Origin of the sequence: Haemophilus parainfluenzae (assembly GCF_900450995.1) — a bacterium.
In the GTDB taxonomy this organism is placed as follows: domain Bacteria; phylum Pseudomonadota; class Gammaproteobacteria; order Enterobacterales; family Pasteurellaceae; genus Haemophilus_D; species Haemophilus_D parainfluenzae_O.
On record NZ_UGHY01000002.1, the window covers coordinates 361,674 to 385,683 of the forward strand.

Here is a 24,010-nt window from a genome sequence, read left to right on the forward strand (position 1 = left end):
ATTCATTAAACTCAACGTGCGGGCTGAAAGGCCCGCTCGTTTTTATAAGGAAAGCATATGCAATACATCAATGTCGCCAATCAAGGCGTAAAATCTCTTTCGCCTTATCAAGCGGGGAAACCAATCGAAGAACTCGAACGCGAATTAGGCATTACTAATATCGTTAAACTTGCCTCAAATGAAAACCCTTTCGGTTTTCCTGAAAGTGCGAAAAAAGCCATTCAAGCCCAACTTGATCATTTAACTCGTTATCCTGATGCGAATGGTTTTGAACTTAAAGCGGCTATTGCAAAAAAATTTGGTGTGCAACCAAACCAAATCACCCTTGGCAATGGTTCTAACGATTTATTAGAGCTCTTTGCTCATACCTTTGCGGGTGAGCATGATGAAGTGATTTATTCACAATATGCTTTTATTGTTTACCCTTTAGTGACCAAAGCCATTAATGCCGTCGCAAAAGAAATTCCAGCTAAGAATTGGGGTCATGATTTAAACGGATTTTTGACCGCACTTTCAGATAAAACCAAGCTGATTTTTATTGCCAATCCAAACAATCCAACGGGGAATTTCTTAACGGAAGCAGAATTGGATGCCTTCTTAGCCAAAGTGCCTGAAAATGTGATTGTAGTATTAGATGAGGCTTATACCGAATTTACTCATCCAAGCGAACGCGTTAATTCTTTTTCATTACTGGAAAAATACCCGAATCTTATCGTTTCACGCTCACTATCGAAAGCTTATGGACTTGCGGGTTTACGTATTGGCTACGCGGTCTCTAATCCTGAAATTGCAGATTTATTAAATCGTGTTCGTCAGCCATTTAACTGTAATAGTCTTGCTTTGACCAGTGCGATTGCGGTGATGAACGATGATGCCTTTGTCGAAAAAGTGGCTGAGAACAATCGCCAAGAAATGAAACGTTATGAGGCCTTCTGCCAACAATATGGTTTAGACTTTATTCCGTCTAAAGGTAATTTTATTACCATTGATTTTAAACAGCCTGCAGCATCAATTTATGATGCATTATTACGTGAAGGCGTCATTGTTCGCCCAATTGCAGGCTATGGTATGCCAAATCACTTACGTATCAGTATTGGCTTACCACAAGAAAATGACAAGTTTTTTACTGCACTTAAAAAAGTGCTTAATTTAGGAAATGAAAAATAGGAGCATTTATGACTCAAGTAACAATGATGGGTAATCCCATTGAAGTAAGCGGCAACTTTCCCAAAAAAGGAGAGAAAGTGACCGCACTTACGCTCACCAATAAAGAACTCGCTGACGTCACGCTTGATACTTATGCAGGAAAACGCAAAGTTTTAAATATTTTCCCAAGTATTGATACAGGTGTATGTGCAACTTCTGTTAGCAAATTCAATCAACAAGCAGCTAATTTAAAAAATGCTGTGGTACTTTGCATTTCAGCTGATTTACCTTTTGCACAAGCACGATTCTGCGGTGCGGAAGGTATTGAGAACGTAGAAACGCTTTCTACTTTCCGTCATAAAGAAGTCCATGAAAACTTAGGGGTAAACATCACAACTGGTCCAATCACGGGTTTGACTGCTCGTTCAGTGATTGTCTTAGATGAAAACAATAACGTGTTACATAGTGAATTGGTGTCTGAAATTAAAGATGAGCCAAATTATGAAGCTGCGCTAGCCGCACTATAATGAATAAGGCGCTTTTTCATAGAAAGCGCCTTTTTATTTATTCAGGAAAAATCTCATTCAATATCAATGCAATCCCATCATCATTATGCGAAGCGGTGACGCGATTGGCGGCTTTTTTAATCTCATCGGGAGCATTGCCCATTGCCACGCCTAATCCCACACTTTCTAACATATCTAAATCATTAAAGTTATCACCGAAAGCAACACATTCTTCCATCTTCACATGGAAGTAATCTTCGAGAAAACGTACCGCGTTACCTTTTGTCGCGGATTTATGCATTACTTCAAGGAAATTCGCATGAGAACGGCAAATGCTTAAATGCGGAAATTTCTCTTTCAAGATTTGCTCAATACCAATCACTTCATCCGTTTCACCAATGATTTGAATTTTATGTGGAGAATAGACCGCACTTTCATCATAAGGATCAATTTGAATGCCTGTCACGCTACGTTCATAAATCACCCATTTATTATCCAAATCGCGAGCGACGCAATCATCATAAGTATAATAATTGACACCTAGTGCAGGATGATCTGCTAATACTTGGTTAATGGCTTGGATATCAGCGGGATCAATTTGTACCGAATAAATAGGTGTGGCGTTTTTATCTAAAATCAAGGCACCACTGAATGCCACAATGATGTTGTAATTTTCAATGAGTTTCGCATAAGGCCAAATACCCAGCGGTGAACGAGCAGAAATGGGTGTAAATGGAATACCTTGTTTTGTAATGCGTTGAATGGCATCTAAGGTTTTAGGCGAAATTCGATGATCCGAAGTTAATAAGGTACCATCAAAATCACTGAATACGGCTTTATACATAATTGCTCCAAATTGTCATTATTTTTCGGAAAGGTAAGGATCGGCAAAACCTAAACTCTGCATAATTTCAGTTTCTAAACTTTCCATTTCTTCTGCTTCATCATCTTCAATGTGATCGTAACCAAGTAAATGTAAGCTACCATGCACTATCATATGCGCCCAATGCGCCATTAAAGGCTTTTCTTGCTCGATGGCTTCGCGTTCTACTACCTGGCGACAAATCACCAAATCGCCTAACAGCGGTAATTCCACTTCATCGGGACATTCAAAAGGGAAAGACAATACATTGGTTGGACGATCTTTTCCACGATAAGTCAAATTCAAGTCATGACTCTCCGCTTCATCCACAATGCGTACTGTCATTTCGACATTATCACTTTCTGGTTGCATTGCGGCGGTTGCCCATTGCAGAATTTGCGCTTCTGATGGCAAGCCTTCTGTATTTTCACAGGCCAGTTGCAAATCGATAATCATATTGCCCATGTTATTCTCCTAAATTCGTTTCATTTTCTGACCGCACTTTTTGCTCACGTTCAGCTCGACGCTGCGCTGCGATTTCTTGACGGCGGATTTCATCTTGGGCTTCCCATTCTTCGTAAGCTTGCACCACTTTTGCCACCACAGGATGTCGTACAATATCTTTACTCTCAAAATAGTTAAAGCTTAGTTCTGACACTTTGCTTAACACTTCCATGGCGTGGCGTAAACCCGATTTTGTGCTTCGCGGTAAATCGATTTGAGTCACATCCCCTGTAATCACGGCTTTGGAATTAAAACCAATACGGGTCAAAAACATTTTCATTTGTTCGACTGTCGTATTTTGGCTTTCATCTAGAATGATAAAGCTGTCATTGAGTGTGCGACCACGCATATAAGCTAATGGGGCAATTTCAATCACATTTCGCTCCATCAATTTTTGTACCCGTTCAAAGCCAAGCATTTCAAATAACGCATCATAAAGTGGTCGTAAATAAGGCTCAATTTTTTGTCCTAAATCACCAGGCAGGAAACCTAATTTTTCGCCCGCTTCCACCGCGGGGCGAGTCAGCAAAATGCGACGAATTTCTTGACGTTCTAATGCCTCGACAGCTGCTGCTACAGCTAAAAAGGTTTTCCCTGTGCCAGCGGGGCCAATCCCAAAACTAATATCGTGCGTAAGAATATTATGTAAATACTGAGTTTGATTTTCACCACGCGGTTTAATCAAACCACGCTTGGTTTTAATTGTTGTGCTATAGACGTGATTTTCACTGCGTGACTCACTGCCTTCTTGCGATAACATTCTGCTCTCTTGCAAGGCAATATGCACATCTTCCAAATCAAGTTCTTTCACTTTCCCCTTAATTGGTGCTGTCTCTACATATAATGCCTGGATTAATTTAGCCGCACGCTCAATTAATTGCTCATGATGAGGTTTCGGACTTTCATCCTTAGATTTCACCGTGAAAGTAAAATTATTGCGGGAAATATTGAGGTTAAATTCTTTTTCAATCAGTTTGATATTTTCATCGAATGCACCGCAAAGGGATTGCAGACGATCATTTTCTTGAGGTTCTAAGGTAAAAGTTGTCATTAAATTTCATTTTAGAATTGTGAATACTGTTTCCATTTTAGCCTAATTACGATGAATGTAAAACGGGCTTCACCAACTGATGAAGCCCGATAACTAAATTAAGGCAATTCAGGGAAAAGCATCTTAATCACATTCATTGTCAATCGCCGAGATTGTCCACTAAATGGGAAAATATGCATCATCATCATAGGATTAAAGTTTGCCTCAATCACACCCCACGAATGTAAACTCGGTTCTGCCGGCTGTTTCAAATCAGGAATAATTAAATCTACACCACAAACTGCCGCCCCCATTGTCTTGCTAATCCCTACCGCAATTTCTTTGTAACTGGCATGCATTTCATCCGTCATATCAATAGAATCACCGCCTGTACTAATATTAGAATTCGCACGTAATTGAACAAGTTGATCTTTTGCAGGAATAGAATTCACGGTTAAGCCTTGTTCCTTAAGCTGCAACTGCTCAATATCCCCTAATGCAATTTTTTTCAATGGTGTACGACTACCATCGCCCCGTAAAGGATGATCATTTTTAGCGGCAACTAATTCAACAACAGTATGTACACCATCTCCAATGACATTTGCTGGAACACGTAATAAGACGGCTAATGTTTGATCCCCCAGCACAAAAAAGCGATATTCAGTGCCAAGTAGATAATCTTCAACCATGATCTCTTTATCTTCACGGAAAGCAATCTCTACTGCTTTTGCAAAATCTTCTCTATTCGTTACACTTTGTTGGAAAATACTGATCCCTAAACCAAAATTCGTTGATTTTGGCTTAATCACGACGGCTCGATTCTCAAAAAGTGGGAAATTTTCGACCGCACTTTTCACATCGGTAAACTCGATACTTTGCGGTACATTAAATCCAGCTTTTGCTAAGACTTTCTTCGTCACTACTTTATTTTCCATGATGAGTGGAGAAATATAGCTATCGTGAGAAGTCATATTACCGTTTTTCACATATTCCAAATGATCGCCAAATTGAAGACTGATAAATTGATCGCGTTCATCTAAAATCTCAATCTTTAATCCTTTTTGAATTGCATCAAACAATAACGCCTGTGTGGACAGTTCCATATTATCAAACGCACTTAATGCATAAAAACGTTCAAAGGCTTTTGCTTTATTGGATTGCGCGATATCTGCCCCTAACTGTTGGTAACTGCCAACCTGTTCAATTGCCGCGACTACTTTCACACAAAGCGTTTGGTTTGGATCCGCAAATTGCCCTAATTTGTCTTTAACAATCGTTTTAATCTCATCACTCACATTGAGTTGCTCAAGCATTTTGAGCATTTCAAGGAGGACTAATTCCCCTTCTACCGCATAAACACTCAGTTCTCTTGGGTCTTCCCATGCTACTTCAGCAAGACGTGCTTTACCTAATTTAATGCCTTCTTGATCAGCGGTATCATCAAGCCATGCCATTAACAAAATAAAATAATGAATGAATTTCGCATCAGCAAGTTCCATTCCATAAGGTGCAAACGGATTGAGATCAAACAAACGGAATTCCAAGTATTGGATTCCTTTTTCAAGTAAATCTCGCGCTTTTTTAGCACCACGCAAACGTACACTTGAGTAAAACTCTTTTTCTGCAATCAAATCACCCGATTTCACCCAACGTTCTAACGTCTCAACATACTCTTGCAAACTGTCATAAGAGACAGAGATCTTTGGATCATTCACATAACCATATTTCCCTGAACGTAAACTCCGCACATATTGATGCGGTTTAAGGGGGAATTGTCTCTGAAATATTTTTCCTCTACCGTCGGTGTGGCTGAAAACAAATAGAGCAAAATCCATTGATAGCGTAAGAAATTCTTCGCTATTTTTATGTAAAAATCATTTTGAAAATCAACCGCACTTTGTGTTTCATTTTGTGCATGAAATAAGGCATCAATAAACTTAGGTTCAATCTGAAAATTATAATGAATGCCGCTCACCATTTGCTTATATTTACCATAAGATTGAACTAAATGCTCACGATAAGCCACGTCCTCTGAATTATCTAATTGAGCGACCTTAATCTGATCTTCTGGCGGTAAACCGGCTGGCATACTGAAAGGAAAAATAAATTCATTGTCGGGTAATGTTCGTAAGGTGACTTCATGAATTGCCGAGAGCCAACGTAATGTATCCTCTAACTTTTTCATTGGGGAGTCACCAATTCCAATTGACTTTCTGCAAAATCTGTTTGAATGTAAGGGTGAAAACGACGATTACCAAAGGCTTTAGGGTGCAATGATGTCACAATTGAACCATTCGAATGCACCCGTTGACTTTCCTTTTCAATCCCAAATGACCCTTGCTGAAATAAGAGCTCTAGGTGATGTTGTTTAATGATTTGCTGAATATTCATATCTGTCCTTATTAGAAATTTCTACCAGACATTATGGAGAAAAATCAACGTGGGGCGAAGTAAGAAAATAGAATGGAATATGAAATTTTGATATAAGAAAATCTATCTGGATACTAAGCTGGTAAAAATTGCGGTTATTCTAGCGTAATTACTACTTCATGGGAAATAATCATCGCTTTGTTTTCATCCCTATTCCCTCTATAATATGCGACTTCAATTATGTTACAAACTGGATAGATTATGACCGAACAAAATAACCGCTACGACGAACTTAGATACTACTCAAGACCCTTTTCTTATACGAGCATTGCGCTTTTGGAAGGGAATGCAACATTATGGGGATTAACCCCTCCAGAACTCAAAGGTGCTAAAGTATTAGAATTAGGTTCTTCTTTTGGTGGAAACTTAATTTCTCAAGCGGTTTATTATCCAGATACTGAATTTGTCGGCATTGATTTAGCAGATAGTCAAATTACTCAAGGTAATGAAATTATTCAATCAATGGGATTAACAAACGTTCGTTTAGAAACAAAAAATATTCTCGATATTACGCCTGAGTTTGGCCTGTTTGACTACATCATCGTACATGGTATTTATTCTTGGGTACCTGATAATGTGAAAGATAAAATCCTTGAGATTTGTCGTGAGAATTTAACGCCAAATGGTATTGCTTATATTTCTTACAACACCTATCCCGGTTGGAAAAGCCGCGAAGTGGCACGTGATATTATGCTCTATGCCAATAAATATACTCAGGATTTACCGCTCTCTGAGCAAACTCGTCGTGGCAAAGCGGTTGTTCAATTATTCTCAGATGCAATTAAATCGATTGAGTCTGAAAAAAACAATAACAAGAGCAGAATTGAAAACTTTGATAATATTCAAACTAAAGATGAACATTATGTTGCCCATGAATATCTTGAATATCACAACCATCCTCTCTATTTGAATCAATTTGTTGATAGCCTACATCAACATCAATTAGCTTATATTGGCGATACAGATTTTCAACTTTCATATATTTCTTGGATGCCACAACATTTACGTGACATGATCAATCAATTATCAGAAAACGATTATGTCGTACAAGAACAATGTATTGATTATCTTTACGATGTAGGATTTAGAAGAAGTTTACTATGCCATGCTCATTTACAAGATAAAATTAATCGCACCGAGAATATAGATATAAGTTTATTGGATAAATTAACCTTCATTAATCAAGGTAGAGAAAATAATCTAGGTAATATATTCAATAATCAAGACGTTGCAAAATTACTTGAACACTTTATCTATCAAGTAGATAGTTTTACAATTAAATCATTAACTGATTATGTATCTAACAACAAAAGTTTTGAAAATATCACTGAACAGGAAATTTACTCTTCCGTATTGTTAGCAATTATCTTAGGTTATATAAACGTCTATCTCACACCATATCCAATATATGAATTTGAAGAAAACAAAACTTATGTACCAAAACGGTTCACTCAATATATGCAAACTATGGTAGATGGAGCAGATCAATATATCGGATTAGGCAATATGTATAATGGAGGCATTGAAAATTTAAACGAACTTCAACTTTATATGATGTCTCAAATGGAAAAACCAACAACTAAAATTGTTCTAGAAACCTCGCTCAAAGAATACCTAATTCAAAATAGGTATAAAGATATGAATAACAATGAAAAACTCATTGATGAAGAATATGATTTTTCAAGATTATTCGATATTATTTGTCATGAATTATCAATGCGTGGTTACATCCAACCAGCCACACTATAAACAAAATTCAAAGTAATCAATCTATTGAAGGAGAGCTAACCGCTCTCCTTTTTCTTTGCTAAAAGAAAATTTGAGAATTATTTGCATTTAAATAAATTTATAAATATAATAAAGGCTATTCAAACTTAACTAAAACATTCATTCTCATAAAACAAGGAGTTTTCAATGACATTCAAATCTTTCAAAATTGCGACACTCGCTGCCGCGCTTACATTCTCAGCAAGTAGCTTTGCCGATATTACCGTTTACAACGGCCAGCACAAAGAAGGTTCTCAAGCTGTTGCTGATGCATTTACAAAAGCAACGGGCATTAAAGTGACCTTAAACAGTGCTAAAAGTGATCAACTTGCAGTTCAATTAAAAGAAGAGGGCGATAAAACCCCTGCTGACGTATTCTTTTCTGAACAAACTGCACCTTTCGCTGCCCTGTCTGATGCGGGCTTATTAGAACCGCTTTCTGCAGATACTATTAAACAAACTGCACACAAGGGCGTGCCTGTTGCACCGAAAAAAGACTGGGTCGCATTAAGCGGTCGTTCTCGTGTTGTGGTTTACGATCACACTAAATTATCTGAAAAAGACATGGAAAAATCCGTGTTAGATTATGCAACACCAAAATGGAAAGATAAAATTGGTTACGTTCCAACTTCAGGCGCATTCTTAGAGCAAGTTGTTGCGATTACCAAATTAAAAGGTAAAGATGCTGCTCTTAAATGGTTAAAAGGCCTAAAAGAAAACGGTAAACTTTATGCGAAAAACAGTGTTGCCCTTCAAGCGGTTGAAAATGGTGAAGTACCAGCAGCGTTAATCAACAACTATTACTGGTATACTTTGGCAAAAGAAAAAGGTGCTGAAAACCTCAAAACCCGTCTTTATTTTATTCGCCATCAAGATCCTGGTGCATTAGTGACTTACTCTGGTGCAGCAGTATTAAAAGGTTCTAAAAATAAAGAAGAAGCGAAAAAATTCGTTGATTTCTTAGCAAGTAAAGAAGGACAACAAGCATTTGTTTCAGTACGTGCAGAATACCCACTTCGTACCGATGTGGTTTCTCCATTTAACATGGAACCTTATGCGAAATTAGAAGCGCCTGTTGTTTCGGCAACGACTTCTGAAGACAAAGACAACGCCAATAAACTTATTGAAGAAGCTGGTTTGAAATAAGTTTAATTTGCTATGCAATATAGGGCGTGTAATACACGCCCTTCTGTTATTTACTCTACTTATTTTACACTAATATTTTCAAGGATTTTTCTGTGTCTAATCGCCCACCTCGCTGGCTTATAGCCTTAATAGTGCTGATTAGTTTGCCATTATTATTACCTTTTTTATATGTTATTGAGCGTGCTGCAGATGTCGGATTAGCTCGCAGCATTGAATTACTTTGGCGCCCAAGAATGTGGGAATTGCTCAGTAATACCCTACTTTTAATGGTATTTGTCACGCTTTTTGCCATTATCCTCGGCACACTATGTGCGTTTTTATTAGAACGTTATCGCTTCTGGGGAAAAGGCTTTTTCCAAGTCGCCATGACTCTCCCTCTTTGTATTCCGGCTTTTGTCAGCTGTTTTACGTGGATCAGTCTCACCTTCAGAGTGGAAGGCTTCTGGGGAACCATCGGCATTATGACGCTGAGTTCTTTCCCGCTTGCTTATCTCCCTGTCACAGCGACCTTAAAAAGACTTGACCGCTCTTTAGAAGAAGTGAGCCTTTCACTGGCTAAAAGCCATGCTTACACATTTTGGCATGCGATTTTTCCACAACTCAAACCCGCCATCGGTAGCAGCGTATTATTAATTGCGCTTCATATGTTGGTAGAGTTTGGTGCGGTTTCTATTTTAAATTATCAAACCTTCACCACCGCTATTTTCCAAGAATATGAAATGGCCTTTAATAACAACACCGCTGCCTTACTTTCTGGCGTATTAATGGTGATCTGTATTCTTGTTGTAATGGGCGAGATTCGTTTTAGAGGCACACAAACGCTCTATCAAAGTGGTAAAGGGGTAATTCGCCCTTATCCATTAAAAACACTCTCAGCAGGAAAACAAATTTTAGTGACTGGCTTTTTCATGACCATTTTTGTGCTCAGTATTGGTGTGCCGATTACTATGCTGATTTATTGGCTAACAGTGGGAAGTTCCATTGAAGGTGCGGTCGATTTTAGGGAATTTTTTACTGCCTTCACAAATTCACTGACAATATCAACTCTAGGTGCAGCACTTACCGTTATTTGTGCTTTACCGTTGGTATGGGCCGCAGTGCGCTATCGCAGTAAATTGACGATTTGGCTTGATCGAATTCCTTATCTACTTCACGCAGTGCCGGGGCTTGTTATCGCATTATCCTTGGTTTTCTTTACCATCAACTATGCGTATTCGCTTTATCAAACCTTTGCCATGGTTGTCGTTGCCTATTTTATGCTTTATCTTCCAATGGCACAAACCACCTTGCGTAGCTCGCTTGAACAAATGTCTAGCAACATTGAAAAGGTAGGGCAAAGCTTAGGGCGTAGCAACTCTTATATTTTCCGTACCTTAGTTATTCCAGCCATGTTGCCAGGGATTGCAGCCGCCTTTGCTTTAGTGTTCTTAAACTTAATGAAAGAGCTCACTGCAACCCTATTACTGACCCCAAATGACATTAAAACGCTTTCAACCGCGGTGTGGGAATATACCTCTGATGCACAATATGCGGCTGCTACGCCTTATGCCATTATGTTAGTGCTATTTTCTGGCATTCCTGTATTTTTACTGAAACGATACGGTTTTAAATAACGAGAAGATAAAAATGACAACATTACTCGACATTAAAAATTTGAATAAATCCTTTAATGGGCACCAGGTTCTGCACAATATCTCTCTGCAATTAGAGAAAGGTGAAATTCTATTTCTTCTCGGTGCATCCGGTTGTGGAAAAACAACCTTGTTACGTAGTATTGCTGGTTTTGAACAACCAACAAGCGGTGAGATTTGGTTAAAGAATCGACCTATTTTTAAAGAAAATCTCAATGTGCCGACCCAGCAACGCAAATTAGGCTATGTGGTACAAGAAGGCGTGCTATTTCCTCATTTAAATGTTTACCGCAATATTGCTTATGGCTTAGGCGATGGCAAAGGGAAAACTGAAGAGGAAAAACAACGCATACAGGAAGTGATGAAACTGACGGGCATTAGCAGCTTAGCTGACCGTTTTCCCCATCAGCTTTCAGGTGGTCAACAGCAACGTGTCGCACTTGCCCGAGCGCTTGCGCCTAGCCCTGAATTAATCCTGTTTGATGAGCCATTCAGTGCATTAGATGAGCATCTGAGAAATCAAATTCGTTACGATATGTTACAAGTATTAAGAGAAAGTGGTTCTTCTGCCGTATTCGTGACCCATGATCGTGATGAAGCACTATGCCATGCGGACAAAATCGCAGTAATTCAAGAAGGACAAATTCTCCAAATTGCGACACCTAAAACGCTCTATTGGTCACCTCAGTATTTGTCTATTGCTAAATTTATTGGGGACAGCATTATTCTTCCTGCAACATTAAAAAACGATGGCATCGCGACCTGTCAATTAGGTAAAATTGCAGTCGAAAATAAAGGAAGTGGTCATACGCAAGGGGAAGTCTTATTCCGCCCTGAGCAATTCTCTCTTGCGAAAAAAATCCAAGATCCGACTGCGTTTTTTAAAGGTGAGATTAAACGAATTGAATCAAGAGGACGAGCTATCAATATTTGTATTGATGTTGGCGGTTATGAATTGAATATCAATGAAGATCTCATTAACGAATATCATACTGGCGAACAAGTCACCATGTATTTGTATGGGAAAGGGGTATTCTATAATGACTAAAAAAGGCGGAACACATTGTTCCGCCTTTTTATATGATTTAATGACCAAGTGATTTTCGCATTTTGATGTTGAGCATTTCTACCACTGCGGAGAAGCCCATTGCAAAGTAAATGTAGCCTTTTGGAATATGAATATCCAAACTTTCAGCAATTAAACTTACTCCAACTAAAATTAAGAATGCTAAGGCTAAAATCTTCAATGTCGGATGGGTATCAACAAAATCACCAATTGGTTTCGCCGCAAACATCATCACTCCAACTGCAATCATAATTGCCAAGATCATCACTGGAAGGTGGTTTGCCATGCCTACTGCCGTAATCACGGAGTCTAAAGAAAACACAATATCTAAAATAGCGATTTGGATTAACACCCCCAAGTAACTGACTTTCTTCTTGTTATTCTCTTCTTCATGATGTGCTTCAGGATACATCGCTTCTTTAATTTCGCCTGTACTTTTCACAATCAGGAATAAGCCCCCAAGGAATAAAATCAAATCACGACCTGAAATTTCCTGACCAACTAAAGTGAATAGCGGTTCCGTTAATTTCATCATCCAAGAAAGGGAAACAAGAAGTAAAATACGGGTAATCATCGCTAACCCAAGACCGATAATACGACCAGATTGGCGTTGATTCGCGGGTAAACGTCCCACTAAAATACTAATAAAAATAATGTTATCGATACCCAAGACAATTTCAAGTGCGGTTAAAGTTAGCAATGAAATCCATGCTTCGGGATCAACAAGCCATTCAAACATAATATGTTCCTATATAAAATCCGAAAGGTTGAATCATAGACAGTTCGCGTAGAAAATCAAGATTTTTCCTAACTTTTTAAGGTCTCGAAAATCTTTTCTGCTAAGGCTTTAGAAATACCGGGTACAGAGGCGATTTCATCCAACGTGGCATTTTTGACACCTTGCAATCCACCTAAATATTTCAACAAGGCTTGGCGTCGTTTAGCGCCTACCCCTTCAATAGTTTCCAATCCACTTTGGGTAAAGGCTTTTTGGCGTTTTTGACGATGACCGCTAATCGCATGATTATGGCTTTCATCTCGAATATGTTGGATTAAATGCAGTGCAAGGCTATCATCTGGCAAATGGATTTCACGATCTTGTTTGCTGATAATCAACACCTCTTGTCCTGCTCGACGATCCACTCCTTTTGCGACACCAATTAAGTGCGGTCGATTTTTATCCCATTTCATGTTGAGATGATGAAAAACCTCTAAGGCACGATTTAGCTGTCCTTTACCACCATCAATAAAAATAATATCGGGGATTTTATCTTCATCAAGATCGCGGTCGTAACGTTTCTTTAAAGCTTGCTCCATCGCGGCATAGTCATCACCACCCGTAATACCTTCAATATTAAAACGGCGATAATCTGATTTCAGTGGGCCTTCTTGATTAAATACCACACAAGATGCCACGGTTTGATTACCCATCGTATGACTAATATCAAAACATTCCATGCGTTTAATTTCAGGCATATCGAGCAACTCACAAAGCGCTTGATAACGTTCGTGCATTCGGGAAGATTGTTTAAGTTGAGTCGCTAAAGCCGCTTTGGCATTAATTTGTGCCAACTGCAAATACTTGCCTTTATCGCCTTTAGCGGATTCTTGTATCACCACTTTTCGGCCAGCTTGTTCAGTTAATAAAGCTTCAAGCTCGGCTTTTTCATCTAGTTTATGATCTACAATAATGCTATTGGGGATGCTTCTGCCTTGATGGCCTTGCAAATAGAACTGCCCAACAAAAGTGGCTGTGAGTTCAGATAAATCGGTATTAGCGGGTACTTTCGGAAAATAACTGCGGTTGCCCAATACTTTGCCTTGACGAATAAACATTACCTGAACACAAGCTAAACCGTGCTGATACGCAATAGACATAATATCCATGTCATCTAAACGCTCATTGGATACGAATTGTTTTTCGATAACCGCACGAACCGCTTGAATTTGATCTCGATAACGTGCCGCACCTTCAAAATCCAAGTCTCGGCTCGCCTGCTCCATTTTACCAATAAGATAATCTAATACTTGCTGATCTTTTCCTTGTAAAAATAGTCGTGCTAATTCAACTTGTTGATTATATTCCTCATCAGTCACATAACCTGGCACGCAAGGTGCAGAACAACGCCCGATTTGATATTGTAAACAAGGGCGGGAACGATTGTTATAAACCGAATTTTCACATTGACGAACAGGGAATAATTTTTGCATTAACGACAAGGTTTCACGTACTGCCCCCGCATGAGGATAAGGCCCGAAATATTCGCCCGCTATTTTTTTCGTTCCACGATAAGAAGTAATACGAGGATGACGTTCTTTCGTCAGTAAAATAAAAGGATAGGATTTATCATCTCGCAATAATACGTTATAACGAGGTTGATAAAGTTTAATAAAGTTATGCTCAAGCAATAATGCTTCTGTTTCAGAAGAGGTAATCGTCGTATCAATATGATGAATTGACGACACCAAGGCTTCTGTTTTTTTGCTGCTTAAGTTTTTTCGGAAGTAGCTGGAAAGGCGCTTTTTTAGATCTTTCGCTTTGCCCACATAAATAACCTGATCTTTATCGTCATACATACGATAAACGCCAGGTTCATGAGAAACGTCTGAGAGAAACTTTTTAGAATCAAACATCAGTAAAAACTACGCCAAAATTGACCGCACTTTTTCTAAATCTTCAGCTGTATCCACACCAACAGCCGGAACTTCTTTCGCCAATTCCACATGGATACGCTCACCGTACCACAATACACGGAGTTGCTCTAATTTCTCTAAGTTTTCTAACTGCGTTGGTGCCCATTGCACATATTGTTTAATAAAGCCTGCACGATAAGCATAAATACCAATATGACGAAGATACGCATCAGCCAGTTGTGCCTTTGAGGTATCCGCTAATTGCATAAATTGATCACGATCGTAAGGAATCACTGAACGAGAGAAATATAAAACGTAGCCATCTTTATCGGTGACGACTTTCACGGCATTTGGATTAAATAACTCTTTCGCTTCGTGAATTTTTACTGCAAGTGTCGCCATATTCACGTTAAACTTCGCTAAATTCTCTGCCACTTGACTCACAATAACGGGTGGAATTAACGGCTCATCCCCTTGAATGTTTACAATAATTTCATCATCAGCAATACCAAGCTTACTTACCACTTCCGCTAAACGCTCAGTACCAGAATTATGTGCTTCTGATGTCATACACACTTCTGCCCCAAAAGCTTTTGCTGCCTTTTCAACTTGTTCGTTATCTGTGGCAATAATGACTCGGCTCGCGCCTGATTGTTGAGCTTTCTCAAAAACATGTTGAATCATGGGTTTACCGGCAATATTCGCTAAAGGTTTGCCTGGTAAGCGGCTCGACGCAAAACGAGCAGGGATAATAACTGTAAATGACATAAGTATTCCTTATTCTTTTAATGTTTCGGCTTTTTCTGCCAACAAAACCGGCACGCCGTTTTCAATAGGATACGCCACTTGCTCAAAAGGGCAAATGAGCCGTTGATTTTCTTGATCGTATTTCAATCTTGCCAAACATCGAGGGCAAGCAATCACTTCTAATAATCGAGGATTAAGTTTCTCACGCATATTTCTCTCGAATAGGGTTAAACCAAATGACGGATTTTTTCCCACAATTGTGGAAGTTTTTGGCCTTGGTTTTCAGCCTCAACAATCTCCGCATCAACTGGAACATACCACCAATTCTCTTTAGCAAAAGCTTGGCATTTTACTGCGTCCTTTTCGGTCATAAAGAGCGGTTGGTTTTCAGCGAGTTTTTCTAATAATTGCGGTTCAAAATGTTGATGATCTTGAAAAGCTTTCGTATTTTCTAAACGAATATTTAAATTTTCCAACATCGTGAAAAAACGTTGTGGGTTACCAATTCCCGCGATGGCTAAACCTTGAGTAAACTCACTTAGTAAGCGTTTTTCTGCCGTCACTAAATTAATTGCATAATGAGGAACTAATTGCATAATGGCATCAGAATAAGCATTTTTTCCACCATTGGTAATCACAAAGTCCACATTTTTTAAACGACTTGGTAACTCACGCAAAGGCCCAGCAGGTAGCACAAAGCCGTTCCCTAAAGCTCGCTCTGCATCCATCACAACAATTTCAATATCACGTCGCAACTTATAATGTTGTAATCCATCATCAGAAATAATGAGATCGCAATCCTGTGTTTTCAAAAGTAATTCAATAGCTTGTTGACGATTCGGTGAAATCACCACGGGTACACCTGTTCTTTTAGCGATTAGAACAGGTTCATCGCCCCTTGAACAGGATCTGTTTTAGGTGTAACAAGTAAAGGATAGGTTTTAGATTGGCTACCATAGCCACGAGAAATCACGCCTACACGCAATCCTTGTTTTTGCAATTCTTCAACTAACCAGACAACGACAGGGGTTTTACCATTTCCACCAACAGAAAGATTGCCGACAATAATGACTGGTTTCGGGGATTTATAAGAGGATAAGATATTAAGAGAAAACAGTGCTCGGCGAATTTGGCTAATCAACCAAAATAGCAGTGAGAAAGGAAGGAGCAACCAAGCTAGCTTTGAATTAGAGTACCAAAAAGGCATTTCATTTATCCTATATTGATTTTGGGCGAACACATTGGTTCGCCCTTATTATTTTATCCGCTAAACTGCATACTGTGTAATTGTTTATACGCACCATCAAGCGCTAATAAATCTTGATGCGTACCACATTCTTTAATTTCACCGTGTTCAATGACTAAGATTTCATCGGCATTTTCAATGGTTGATAAACGATGCGCAATCACCAATACCGTACGATCTTTTTTCAGCTCTTCTAATGCAGACTGAATCGCACGTTCAGATTCGGTATCGAGAGCAGAAGTCGCTTCATCTAAAATTAAAACCGGTGAATTACGTAATAACGCACGAGCAATGGCTAAACGCTGACGTTGACCACCAGAAAGACTTGCACCATTCTCACCAATAACGGTATCAAAACCTTGTGGAAGTTTCTCGATAAACTCTAGGGCATAAGCCGCTTTTGCTGCTTCGATAATTTCTTCACGCGTGTATTTATCTTCTGCTGCGTAAGCAATATTATTGGCAATCGTATCGTTAAATAAATGCACTTGTTGAGAAACAACAGAACAATTCTCACGTAAATTAGATAAACGATAATCTTGAATCCTCACGTCATCTAATAAAATCTCGCCCTCGTCAATATCGTAGAAACGCGTCACCAAATTGGCAATCGTTGATTTCCCCGAACCTGAGCGCCCCACTAATGCCACAGTTTTGCCTGCGGGCACATAGAAAGAAATATTATTTAAGGCTTTTTCTTCCTTACCATCATAAGCAAAACTCACATTTTTAAATTCTAAATCACCTTTTGCGGGTTCGGCTTTATACATGCCATTATCTTTCTCTGTTTCCAAATCTAAGATCGCAAATAATGTCTGACAAGCCGCCATACCGCGTTGGAATTGTGAGTTCACATTCGTCAAAGATTTTAACGGACGCATCATCGCTAACATGGAAGAAAAAACCACCGTAAAAGAACCCGCTGTTAAATTATGATCAGCAATTAAAGGCGTGGTCGCCAAATAAAGTACCGCAGCTAACGCTAAAGAGGCTATCACTTGCACAACAGGATCTGAAATCGCATCAGCAGTCACCATCTTCATACCTTTGCGACGCATATCGTTACTGACTTTATCGAAACGCTCTTCTTCAACTAATTGTCCACCAAAAGAAAGCACCACTTTATGCCCTTTCAGCATTTGTTCCGTTGCAGAGGTTAATTCCCCCATAGAGTCTTGCATATTTTTACTGAGCTTACGAAAAATCTTAGACACCATGCGAATCAGCACTGCAATAATCGGGCCAATCACGAAAAGTACAAGTGTTAATTCCCAACTCGTATAGAACATCACAACAAGCAACGAAATTAAATAGGCTCCTTCGCGAACAATCGTCACTAATGAGCTAGATGAAGAGTTCGCTATCATTTCTGAATCATAGGTAATACGAGAAAGCAATTTGCCTGTTGAATTACGATCAAAAAAGCTCACTGGCATAAACATTAAATGTTTAAACAAACGGCGGCGCATAATCATCACTACTTTACCGGATACCCACGCCAAGCAATAGCTAGAAATAAAGTTAGTCACACCACGCAATATAATCATGCCAACTACAACAAACGCCATCATTTTCAAGAAAGAATGATCGGCTTTACCAAAACCGTCATCGAGCAAAGGCTTAAGCATATAAATCAAACCTGAATCAGCCAAAGCATTAAAAATTAAAGCAAAGGCAGCGACTAACAAACCTGATTTAAAAGGTGAAATCATCGGCCATAAACGCTTAAAAGTTTGCGAGGTTGAGAAATCTTTATCTTGCATAGTTTGTTCTTGTATCACATTGTCTTAATAAAAATTGGCTGCATTGTACCTGTTATTTCGGGGATAATCCAATTACACGGGCAAACCAAGGTGAAAAATCCCCTCTCGCCTTTTCAATTTCAATCCCTTTTTCAGTAAAATTTAACCTTATATGACCTGAAATAGCCGTATTTTCGACCGCACTTTGATAACGATTTAGCCGTTCAATCACGGTTGGATGAGGAAAATTCCACGCATTCCATCGTCCACTTGAAATTAAGGCTATATCCGGTTTTGTCTGCGCCAGTAAAATCTCGCCAGTTGAAGTTTTACTACCATGATGTCCTACCTGTAACACGTTAATCTTGCCTAGTTTTTCAGCAAAAGATCTTTCTGTTGCCACATCCGCATCACCGGTTAAAAGAATTTGATACTGTCCATCCGTGAATAAAATCACGCAAGATTGAGGATTCTCCGCCCTGTCTGTAATTTGCGCTGGTGAAAGAATTTTAAAATCAAGCCCTCGCCACTGCCATTGTTTCCCCTGAAGACAAAAAGTGTGGTGCGTTTCGCCATAGTTTTTACGAGAAGGTGTGATTAGTTCAACTTCTGGGTATGCAGCTAAAATCGCTTTAGCACCGCCTGAATGATCATTATCATCATGGCTTAAAATCAAGGTTTCAAGTTCAATGCCTTCCCGTTGAAGATAAGGTAATATCTCTAATTCCGCCATAGAAGAGCTACCTATTCCACTCTGCCATGCGGGCCCTGTGTCATACAATACACCTTTCCCCTCTTTCACAATTAAGGTTGCTAAACCTTGTCCCACATCTAACGTATCTAACTGCCATTTGGGTTTCGTGAAATATCGATATCCTAGCGTACTCATACACATACTAAAAATAAGAATTACGCCCAATAGAGCTTGTTTATAATCTTTTGCTGATAAGATTTTTGTATGATTTAACGTGAAAAATCGACTCGATTTTAACGGTGTATTTTTTGTTTTCCCTTGAGATGCAAAATACAATCCACATAACATTCCGCCAAAAACAAGGCTTAAAAGTGCGGTCAGAATGAGAGATAAATTAATCGAAATCGGCATATACGAGCCTTGGAAAAAACTGAGGCATTGTGTAATACCTTGAGCAATCACATTTGCAAAATGCCAAGAAGAAAATGCACCATGGGTTAATACAGCAAAGAGAATCAAGGGTACAAGTAAGAAGCTATACAAGGGCACTGCGATTAAATTTGCTAAGAATCCATCTAATGCCAAGCCATTAAAAAAGAAAAGCTGAATGGGCGTGAATAAAACCAGCAGCCCAAGCTGTAAATGAAACAAGCCAAAAATCCACCGCACTTTGCTAGATAATTTTTTATGTTGCCACTCCATTATTGATAAGGGAACATATCGGTACCATACAATCAAACAGGTAACAGCACCAACTGAAAGCCAAAAGCTGACCGAAAGTGGCATAAGCGGATCACAAAACAGTAAAAATGCCACCACCAAACACAGCATTTGCGAAGGCGCGTAGTATCGCCGAGAACATTGAAGGATTGCAATAAAAAGCAATGCCATCATTGCACGAAAGGTTGGTAAACTAAATCCGGCTAAATAGGCGTAACCTAAGGCAATCAACACACCAAAGCAAAGCGGAAACCATGGCGAAATAAAGCGTGTTGGCAAGAGTATTTGCAATAATCGAGCAAAGAAAAAACCTAAGCCCATTGCTAAACCGATATGGAGTCCTGAAATAGCAATTAAATGTGCTGTATTCGTTTGTTGGTAAATCAGCCATGTTTTATCATCCAACCAAGCTCGCTCACCAAATGCCAATGCGATAAGTAAACCTTGTAAAGAAAGCCCTTCTGTCTGTTTGAGGCTATTCTGTAAAAAATGTGTGCGGAAAGAAAAATCGTCTCCAATTTTGACCGCTCTTTTCACATTTCCTACGGCAATAATCCTTTTAGAAAAATACCATTGCTGCCGATCAAATCCGCCATGATTTAATCTCGCCGAAATAGGGCGAAGCTTTACATCCACCCGCCAAATTTCACCTACTTGTGGCTTTTCTAGCGCTTTCCAATTAATAAAAATTTGTTGTTCTTTCCCATCAAATAAAGACGTCGTAGCAACCAACGTTTGATAATCTTGCTGATGAAGAATTTCTGAGATGTGGAGTTCTAACGTGATTTTATTCGGTAAACTGGAGATTTTTTCTGCTTGAGTCAATAACGACAAGGCTTGTGAATGCACGTAAGCTAAGGCAAGCAAAAAGCAAATGCCGTTAATGCAAAAATTTCTGACTTTAAAATAATTGAACCAATGGAAACAAAATGCGGTCATAACCAACAATAAAATGCTCAGCCCTGCTCGTTGCCAGGTCAACAGTAAAAAATCAGGCACGATAAGCAAAGAAAAGGCTGAAATGATGAGCATGATACACAGTTGAAATAGCGTGAGTTTCATTTGGAGTGTGATTTATCGCGAGAAAATAAGGCAACCTAGCCTTAACCTCATAAATAAACAAATAATTACGCCATTTTTTGCGATCTCGATCGCAAAATTTAAATTTCCAGGCTAAATTTATTTGCTAAATAGATGAAGTTCTGCTATTTATATCGCCCTTAAAATAACTAGGTTCTTATGTCAGCTATTTTTAGTAATAAGAACTAATCACAAAAACAAGACAGGACGTCATTAAATTCTGTACTATTATTAGGAGTTATCAATGTCTAAGGCATCTCTAAGTTTGCTGGATTTAGCCGGTGTTACACCTTATCAACCTAAGAAAGATGAGGAATACATGAATGAAGATCAAATTCTTCATTTCAGAAAAATTTTAACTGCATGGCATGAGCAAATTGTGGAAGAAGCATCAAGAACTGTTGCTCATATGCAAGATGAAGCGTCAAACTTCCCAGATCCTGCTGACCGTGCGACCCAAGAAGAAGAATTCAGTCTTGAATTACGTAACCGCGATCGCGAGCGTAAATTAATGAAAAAGATTGAATATACATTGAAAAAATTGGACACCGATGATTTCGGTTATTGCGATTCTTGTGGGGAAGAAATTGGCATTCGTCGCTTAGAAGCACGTCCTACGGCTGATCTTTGTATCGATTGCAAAACCCTTGCTGAAATTCGTGAAAAACAAGTCGCAGGTTAATTGATTCAAATAACCCAATGAAAAAGTGCGGTCAAAAATAACCGCACTTTTCGTGTTTTTATCAAATGCGCATTTAACACAGAGAATGGAGTAAATTATTCTTACTTATATAAAAAATTTATTTGGTAAAAAAACTAAAAAAGAAACTGAAACCAATATAAATTCGCCTGTCCCAAAAACGGCGCCCAAAACTGAAAAACCAAACGTTTCAAAAGCAGAGCGTTCACAACCCAAGATCGCCCCGTCCTCTTCTCACCACAAAAAAACGAACACCCAAGCGCATCGTCACGACAAACATATCGTTAAAGCCTCTCATTTTGGTATTAACCCACGTATGTTTAGCCGTAATGCCATTACCGTGGTAGAAAAATTGCAACGTCAAGGTTATGACGCTTATATCGTTGGTGGTTGTTTGCGTGATTTATTGTTAGGTAAACACCCAAAAGATTTTGATGTAGCAACGAATGCACGCCCCGAGCAAATTCAAGCGGTATTCCAACGTCAATGCCGTTTAGTTGGTCGTCGTTTCCGTCTTGCGCATATTATGTTTGGACGCGATGTGATCGAAGTGGCCACATTCCGTGCTAGCCATTCGGATGCACGCAGCGAAAATCAAGCGAAACAAAGCGATGAGGGAATGTTACTGCGTGATAACGTGTATGGCACCATTGAACAAGATGCGGAGCGTCGTGACTTTACCGTAAACGCCCTTTACTACAATCCGCAAGATAATACGCTGCGTGATTACTTCAACGGAATTGATGACCTGAAAAACGGAAAATTACGTCTGATTGGCGATCCTGTAACCCGTTATCAAGAAGATCCTGTGCGTATGCTACGCTCTGTGCGCTTTATGGCGAAATTGGATATGTTCTTGGAAAAACCAAGTGAACAGCCCATTCGTGAGCTTGCACCATTGCTGAAAAATATTCCACCGGCGCGTTTATTCGATGAAAGCTTAAAATTATTGCAGTCTGGCAATGGTGTAAAAACCTATAAATTACTTCGCCAATATGGCTTATTTGAACAGCTTTTCCCAAGCTTAACGCCTTATTTCACCGAAAAAGAAGACAGCCTTGCGGAACGCATAATTTTAACGTCGTTAAATTCAACAGATGAACGTATTGCCGATAAATTACGCATTAATCCAGCCTTCTTATTTGCGGCATTCTTCTGGTATCCATTGCGCGAAAAAGTGGATGTGTTGAAAAATGAAGGTGGTCTAAACAATCACGATGCTTATGCCCTTGCAGGCAATGAAGTGCTTGACCAATTATGCCGTTCATTAGCCGCACCACGTCGTCACACCTCTGTCATTCGTGATATTTGGATGTTGCAATTACAATTGCTTAAACGTACCGGTTCTCACCCTGCTCGCACGATGGAACATCAAAAATTCCGTGCAGCCTTTGATTTATTGGCGATGCGTGCTGAAGTGGAAGGCGGTGAAACCGTTGAACTCGCAAAATGGTGGCATGAATACCAACTCAGCAATCAAGAACAACGTCGCCAATTGGTTCAAGAGCAACAAAAATTGCATCCAGCGCCGAAGAAAAAATATTACCGCAGACGTAAACCTAAGGCGGCTAACTAATGGTTCAAGTATATATCGCCCTTGGCAGTAATTTAAATACGCCTACAGAACAATTAAATTCCGCATTAGAGGCAATTTCTGCGCTACCTAATACCGAATTAAAATCGGTCAGCGGATTTTATCAAAGCAAACCATTAGGCCCGCAAGATCAACCAGATTATGTAAATGCAGTAGCAATGATCGAAACCACTCGCCCACCGTTAGCTTTGCTTGATGAATTGCAACGTATCGAAAATGAACAAGGTCGCGTGCGTTTACGTCGTTGGGGTGAGCGTACACTGGATTTGGATATTCTGCTTTATGGTGATCAAATCATTCAAAATGAACGCTTAACCGTGCCTCATTACGATATGAAAAATCGCGAATTCGTGATTGTGCCGCTTAATGATATCGCACAAGATTTGTTTTTACCGGAAGGCGAAAAAGTCGCTGATTTAGTGAAAGCCTTTGAAAATCATCAAATGCATAAAATCAAAAACAGCGAAAAAATTGACCGCACTTAACTCAAAACAAAAGGGCTGATATTCACTATCAGCCCTTCTTTTTTACCTATCAAATTAGGCGGCAACAGAAACAAAGATTTCAGTGCCGATAATCACACAAATAAAACCAACCAACATTGGGACAGACATACGTTTTACGATTTCAAATGGTGAGATTTTTCCCATACCGGATACCACCACAACCACACCAGAAACTGGTGATAAACCACGACCTAGGTTAGAGGCTTGTAACATTGGAATGGTTAAGAACGCTGGGTTGACGCCAATTTGAGTGGCTAAT

18 protein-coding genes and 3 pseudogenes are annotated in these 24,010 nt (G+C 39.2%); 9 read left to right on the top strand and 12 right to left on the bottom strand.

Features of this window, described 5'->3' with window-relative positions; all coding sequences use genetic code 11:
* Nucleotides 1-57: 57 nt before the first annotated feature.
* Nucleotides 58-1,167, top strand: a complete 1,110-nt coding sequence (gene hisC / locus DX522_RS01730) for a histidinol-phosphate transaminase (RefSeq protein WP_115179604.1) — start codon at nucleotides 58-60, stop codon at nucleotides 1,165-1,167.
* A gap of 8 nt (nucleotides 1,168-1,175) precedes the next feature.
* Nucleotides 1,176-1,673, top strand: a complete 498-nt coding sequence (gene tpx / locus DX522_RS01735) for a thiol peroxidase (RefSeq protein WP_115179605.1) — start codon at nucleotides 1,176-1,178, stop codon at nucleotides 1,671-1,673.
* Nucleotides 1,674-1,710: 37 nt separating this feature from the next.
* On the opposite strand, the gene DX522_RS01740 is transcribed toward tpx, so the two are convergent.
* The 4 genes and pseudogenes from DX522_RS01740 to gshAB all read right to left on the bottom strand — a co-directional run bounded on the left by DX522_RS01740 (nucleotide 1,711) and on the right by gshAB (nucleotide 6,439).
* Nucleotides 1,711-2,496 (bottom strand): Cof-type HAD-IIB family hydrolase, encoded by a 786-nt coding sequence (locus tag DX522_RS01740; RefSeq protein ID WP_115179606.1) that lies wholly within the window; start codon nucleotides 2,494-2,496, stop codon nucleotides 1,711-1,713.
* 18 nt (nucleotides 2,497-2,514) lie between these two features.
* Entirely contained in the window at nucleotides 2,515-2,979 is a 465-nt protein-coding gene (ybeY, locus tag DX522_RS01745) for an rRNA maturation RNase YbeY (protein ID WP_115179607.1), read from the bottom strand.
* A 1-nt stretch (nucleotide 2,980) separates the two neighbouring features.
* A complete protein-coding gene (locus DX522_RS01750) occupies nucleotides 2,981-4,069 on the bottom strand; it encodes a PhoH family protein (protein ID WP_115179608.1) in 1,089 nt (362 codons plus the stop codon).
* Between the two features lie 98 nt (nucleotides 4,070-4,167).
* Nucleotides 4,168-6,439: pseudogene (gene gshAB, locus DX522_RS01755) on the bottom strand (bifunctional glutamate--cysteine ligase GshA/glutathione synthetase GshB).
* 240 nt (nucleotides 6,440-6,679) lie between these two features.
* Between gshAB and DX522_RS01760 the strand changes: the two are divergent.
* The 4 genes from DX522_RS01760 to DX522_RS01775 all read left to right on the top strand — a co-directional run bounded on the left by DX522_RS01760 (nucleotide 6,680) and on the right by DX522_RS01775 (nucleotide 12,070).
* Entirely contained in the window at nucleotides 6,680-8,227 is a 1,548-nt protein-coding gene (locus tag DX522_RS01760; protein WP_115179609.1) for a class I SAM-dependent methyltransferase, read from the top strand.
* Between the two features lie 165 nt (nucleotides 8,228-8,392).
* A complete protein-coding gene (locus DX522_RS01765) occupies nucleotides 8,393-9,391 on the top strand; it encodes an iron ABC transporter substrate-binding protein (protein ID WP_115179610.1) in 999 nt (332 codons plus the stop codon).
* 92 nt (nucleotides 9,392-9,483) lie between these two features.
* Nucleotides 9,484-11,004 carry an ABC transporter permease gene (locus DX522_RS01770; protein ID WP_115179611.1) on the top strand — a complete coding sequence of 507 codons (1,521 nt, stop codon included), beginning with the start codon at nucleotides 9,484-9,486 and terminating at the stop codon, nucleotides 11,002-11,004.
* 13 nt (nucleotides 11,005-11,017) lie between these two features.
* Nucleotides 11,018-12,070, top strand: coding sequence for an ABC transporter ATP-binding protein (locus DX522_RS01775; protein WP_115179612.1), 1,053 nt, complete (start codon nucleotides 11,018-11,020; stop codon nucleotides 12,068-12,070).
* 37 nt (nucleotides 12,071-12,107) lie between these two features.
* On the opposite strand, the gene DX522_RS01780 is transcribed toward DX522_RS01775, so the two are convergent.
* The 7 genes and pseudogenes from DX522_RS01780 to DX522_RS01810 form a co-directional block, all read right to left on the bottom strand.
* Complete coding sequence (locus DX522_RS01780) at nucleotides 12,108-12,827, bottom strand: TerC family protein (RefSeq protein ID WP_115179613.1); 720 nt, start codon at nucleotides 12,825-12,827, stop codon at nucleotides 12,108-12,110.
* A 68-nt stretch (nucleotides 12,828-12,895) separates the two neighbouring features.
* Nucleotides 12,896-14,722 (bottom strand): excinuclease ABC subunit UvrC, encoded by a 1,827-nt coding sequence (gene uvrC, locus DX522_RS01785; RefSeq protein ID WP_115179614.1) that lies wholly within the window; start codon nucleotides 14,720-14,722, stop codon nucleotides 12,896-12,898.
* 9 nt (nucleotides 14,723-14,731) lie between these two features.
* Nucleotides 14,732-15,490, bottom strand: coding sequence for a 3-deoxy-manno-octulosonate cytidylyltransferase (kdsB, locus tag DX522_RS01790; protein WP_115179615.1), 759 nt, complete (start codon nucleotides 15,488-15,490; stop codon nucleotides 14,732-14,734).
* Between the two features lie 9 nt (nucleotides 15,491-15,499).
* On the bottom strand, nucleotides 15,500-15,679 hold the full coding sequence (locus DX522_RS01795; RefSeq protein WP_005696424.1) for a Trm112 family protein: 180 nt from the start codon (nucleotides 15,677-15,679) through the stop codon (nucleotides 15,500-15,502).
* A 17-nt stretch (nucleotides 15,680-15,696) separates the two neighbouring features.
* Nucleotides 15,697-16,676: pseudogene (lpxK, locus tag DX522_RS01800) on the bottom strand (tetraacyldisaccharide 4'-kinase).
* A 53-nt stretch (nucleotides 16,677-16,729) separates the two neighbouring features.
* A complete protein-coding gene (gene msbA, locus DX522_RS01805; RefSeq protein WP_115180872.1) occupies nucleotides 16,730-18,493 on the bottom strand; it encodes a lipid A ABC transporter ATP-binding protein/permease MsbA in 1,764 nt (587 codons plus the stop codon).
* Between the two features lie 37 nt (nucleotides 18,494-18,530).
* The gene (locus DX522_RS01810; protein WP_115179616.1) at nucleotides 18,531-20,933 is read right to left on the bottom strand and encodes a DNA internalization-related competence protein ComEC/Rec2; all 2,403 of its coding nucleotides are present in this window, start codon (nucleotides 20,931-20,933) and stop codon (nucleotides 18,531-18,533) included.
* 262 nt (nucleotides 20,934-21,195) lie between these two features.
* Between DX522_RS01810 and dksA the strand changes: the two genes are divergently transcribed.
* From dksA to folK, 3 genes are all read left to right on the top strand, one after another.
* Nucleotides 21,196-21,633 carry an RNA polymerase-binding protein DksA gene (dksA, locus tag DX522_RS01815; RefSeq protein ID WP_014065107.1) on the top strand — a complete coding sequence of 146 codons (438 nt, stop codon included), beginning with the start codon at nucleotides 21,196-21,198 and terminating at the stop codon, nucleotides 21,631-21,633.
* 235 nt (nucleotides 21,634-21,868) lie between these two features.
* Nucleotides 21,869-23,227, top strand: a complete 1,359-nt coding sequence (pcnB, locus tag DX522_RS01820; protein WP_262054270.1) for a polynucleotide adenylyltransferase PcnB — start codon at nucleotides 21,869-21,871, stop codon at nucleotides 23,225-23,227.
* Entirely contained in the window at nucleotides 23,227-23,730 is a 504-nt protein-coding gene (folK, locus tag DX522_RS01825) for a 2-amino-4-hydroxy-6-hydroxymethyldihydropteridine diphosphokinase (protein WP_115179618.1), read from the top strand. The genes pcnB and folK overlap by 1 nt, the downstream gene beginning before the upstream one ends.
* A gap of 54 nt (nucleotides 23,731-23,784) precedes the next feature.
* On the opposite strand, the pseudogene dcuC reads toward folK, so the two are convergent.
* Nucleotides 23,785-24,009 (bottom strand): annotated as a pseudogene (gene dcuC, locus DX522_RS01830) (anaerobic C4-dicarboxylate transporter DcuC); the annotation flags it as partial.
* Nucleotide 24,010 lies beyond the last annotated feature (1 nt).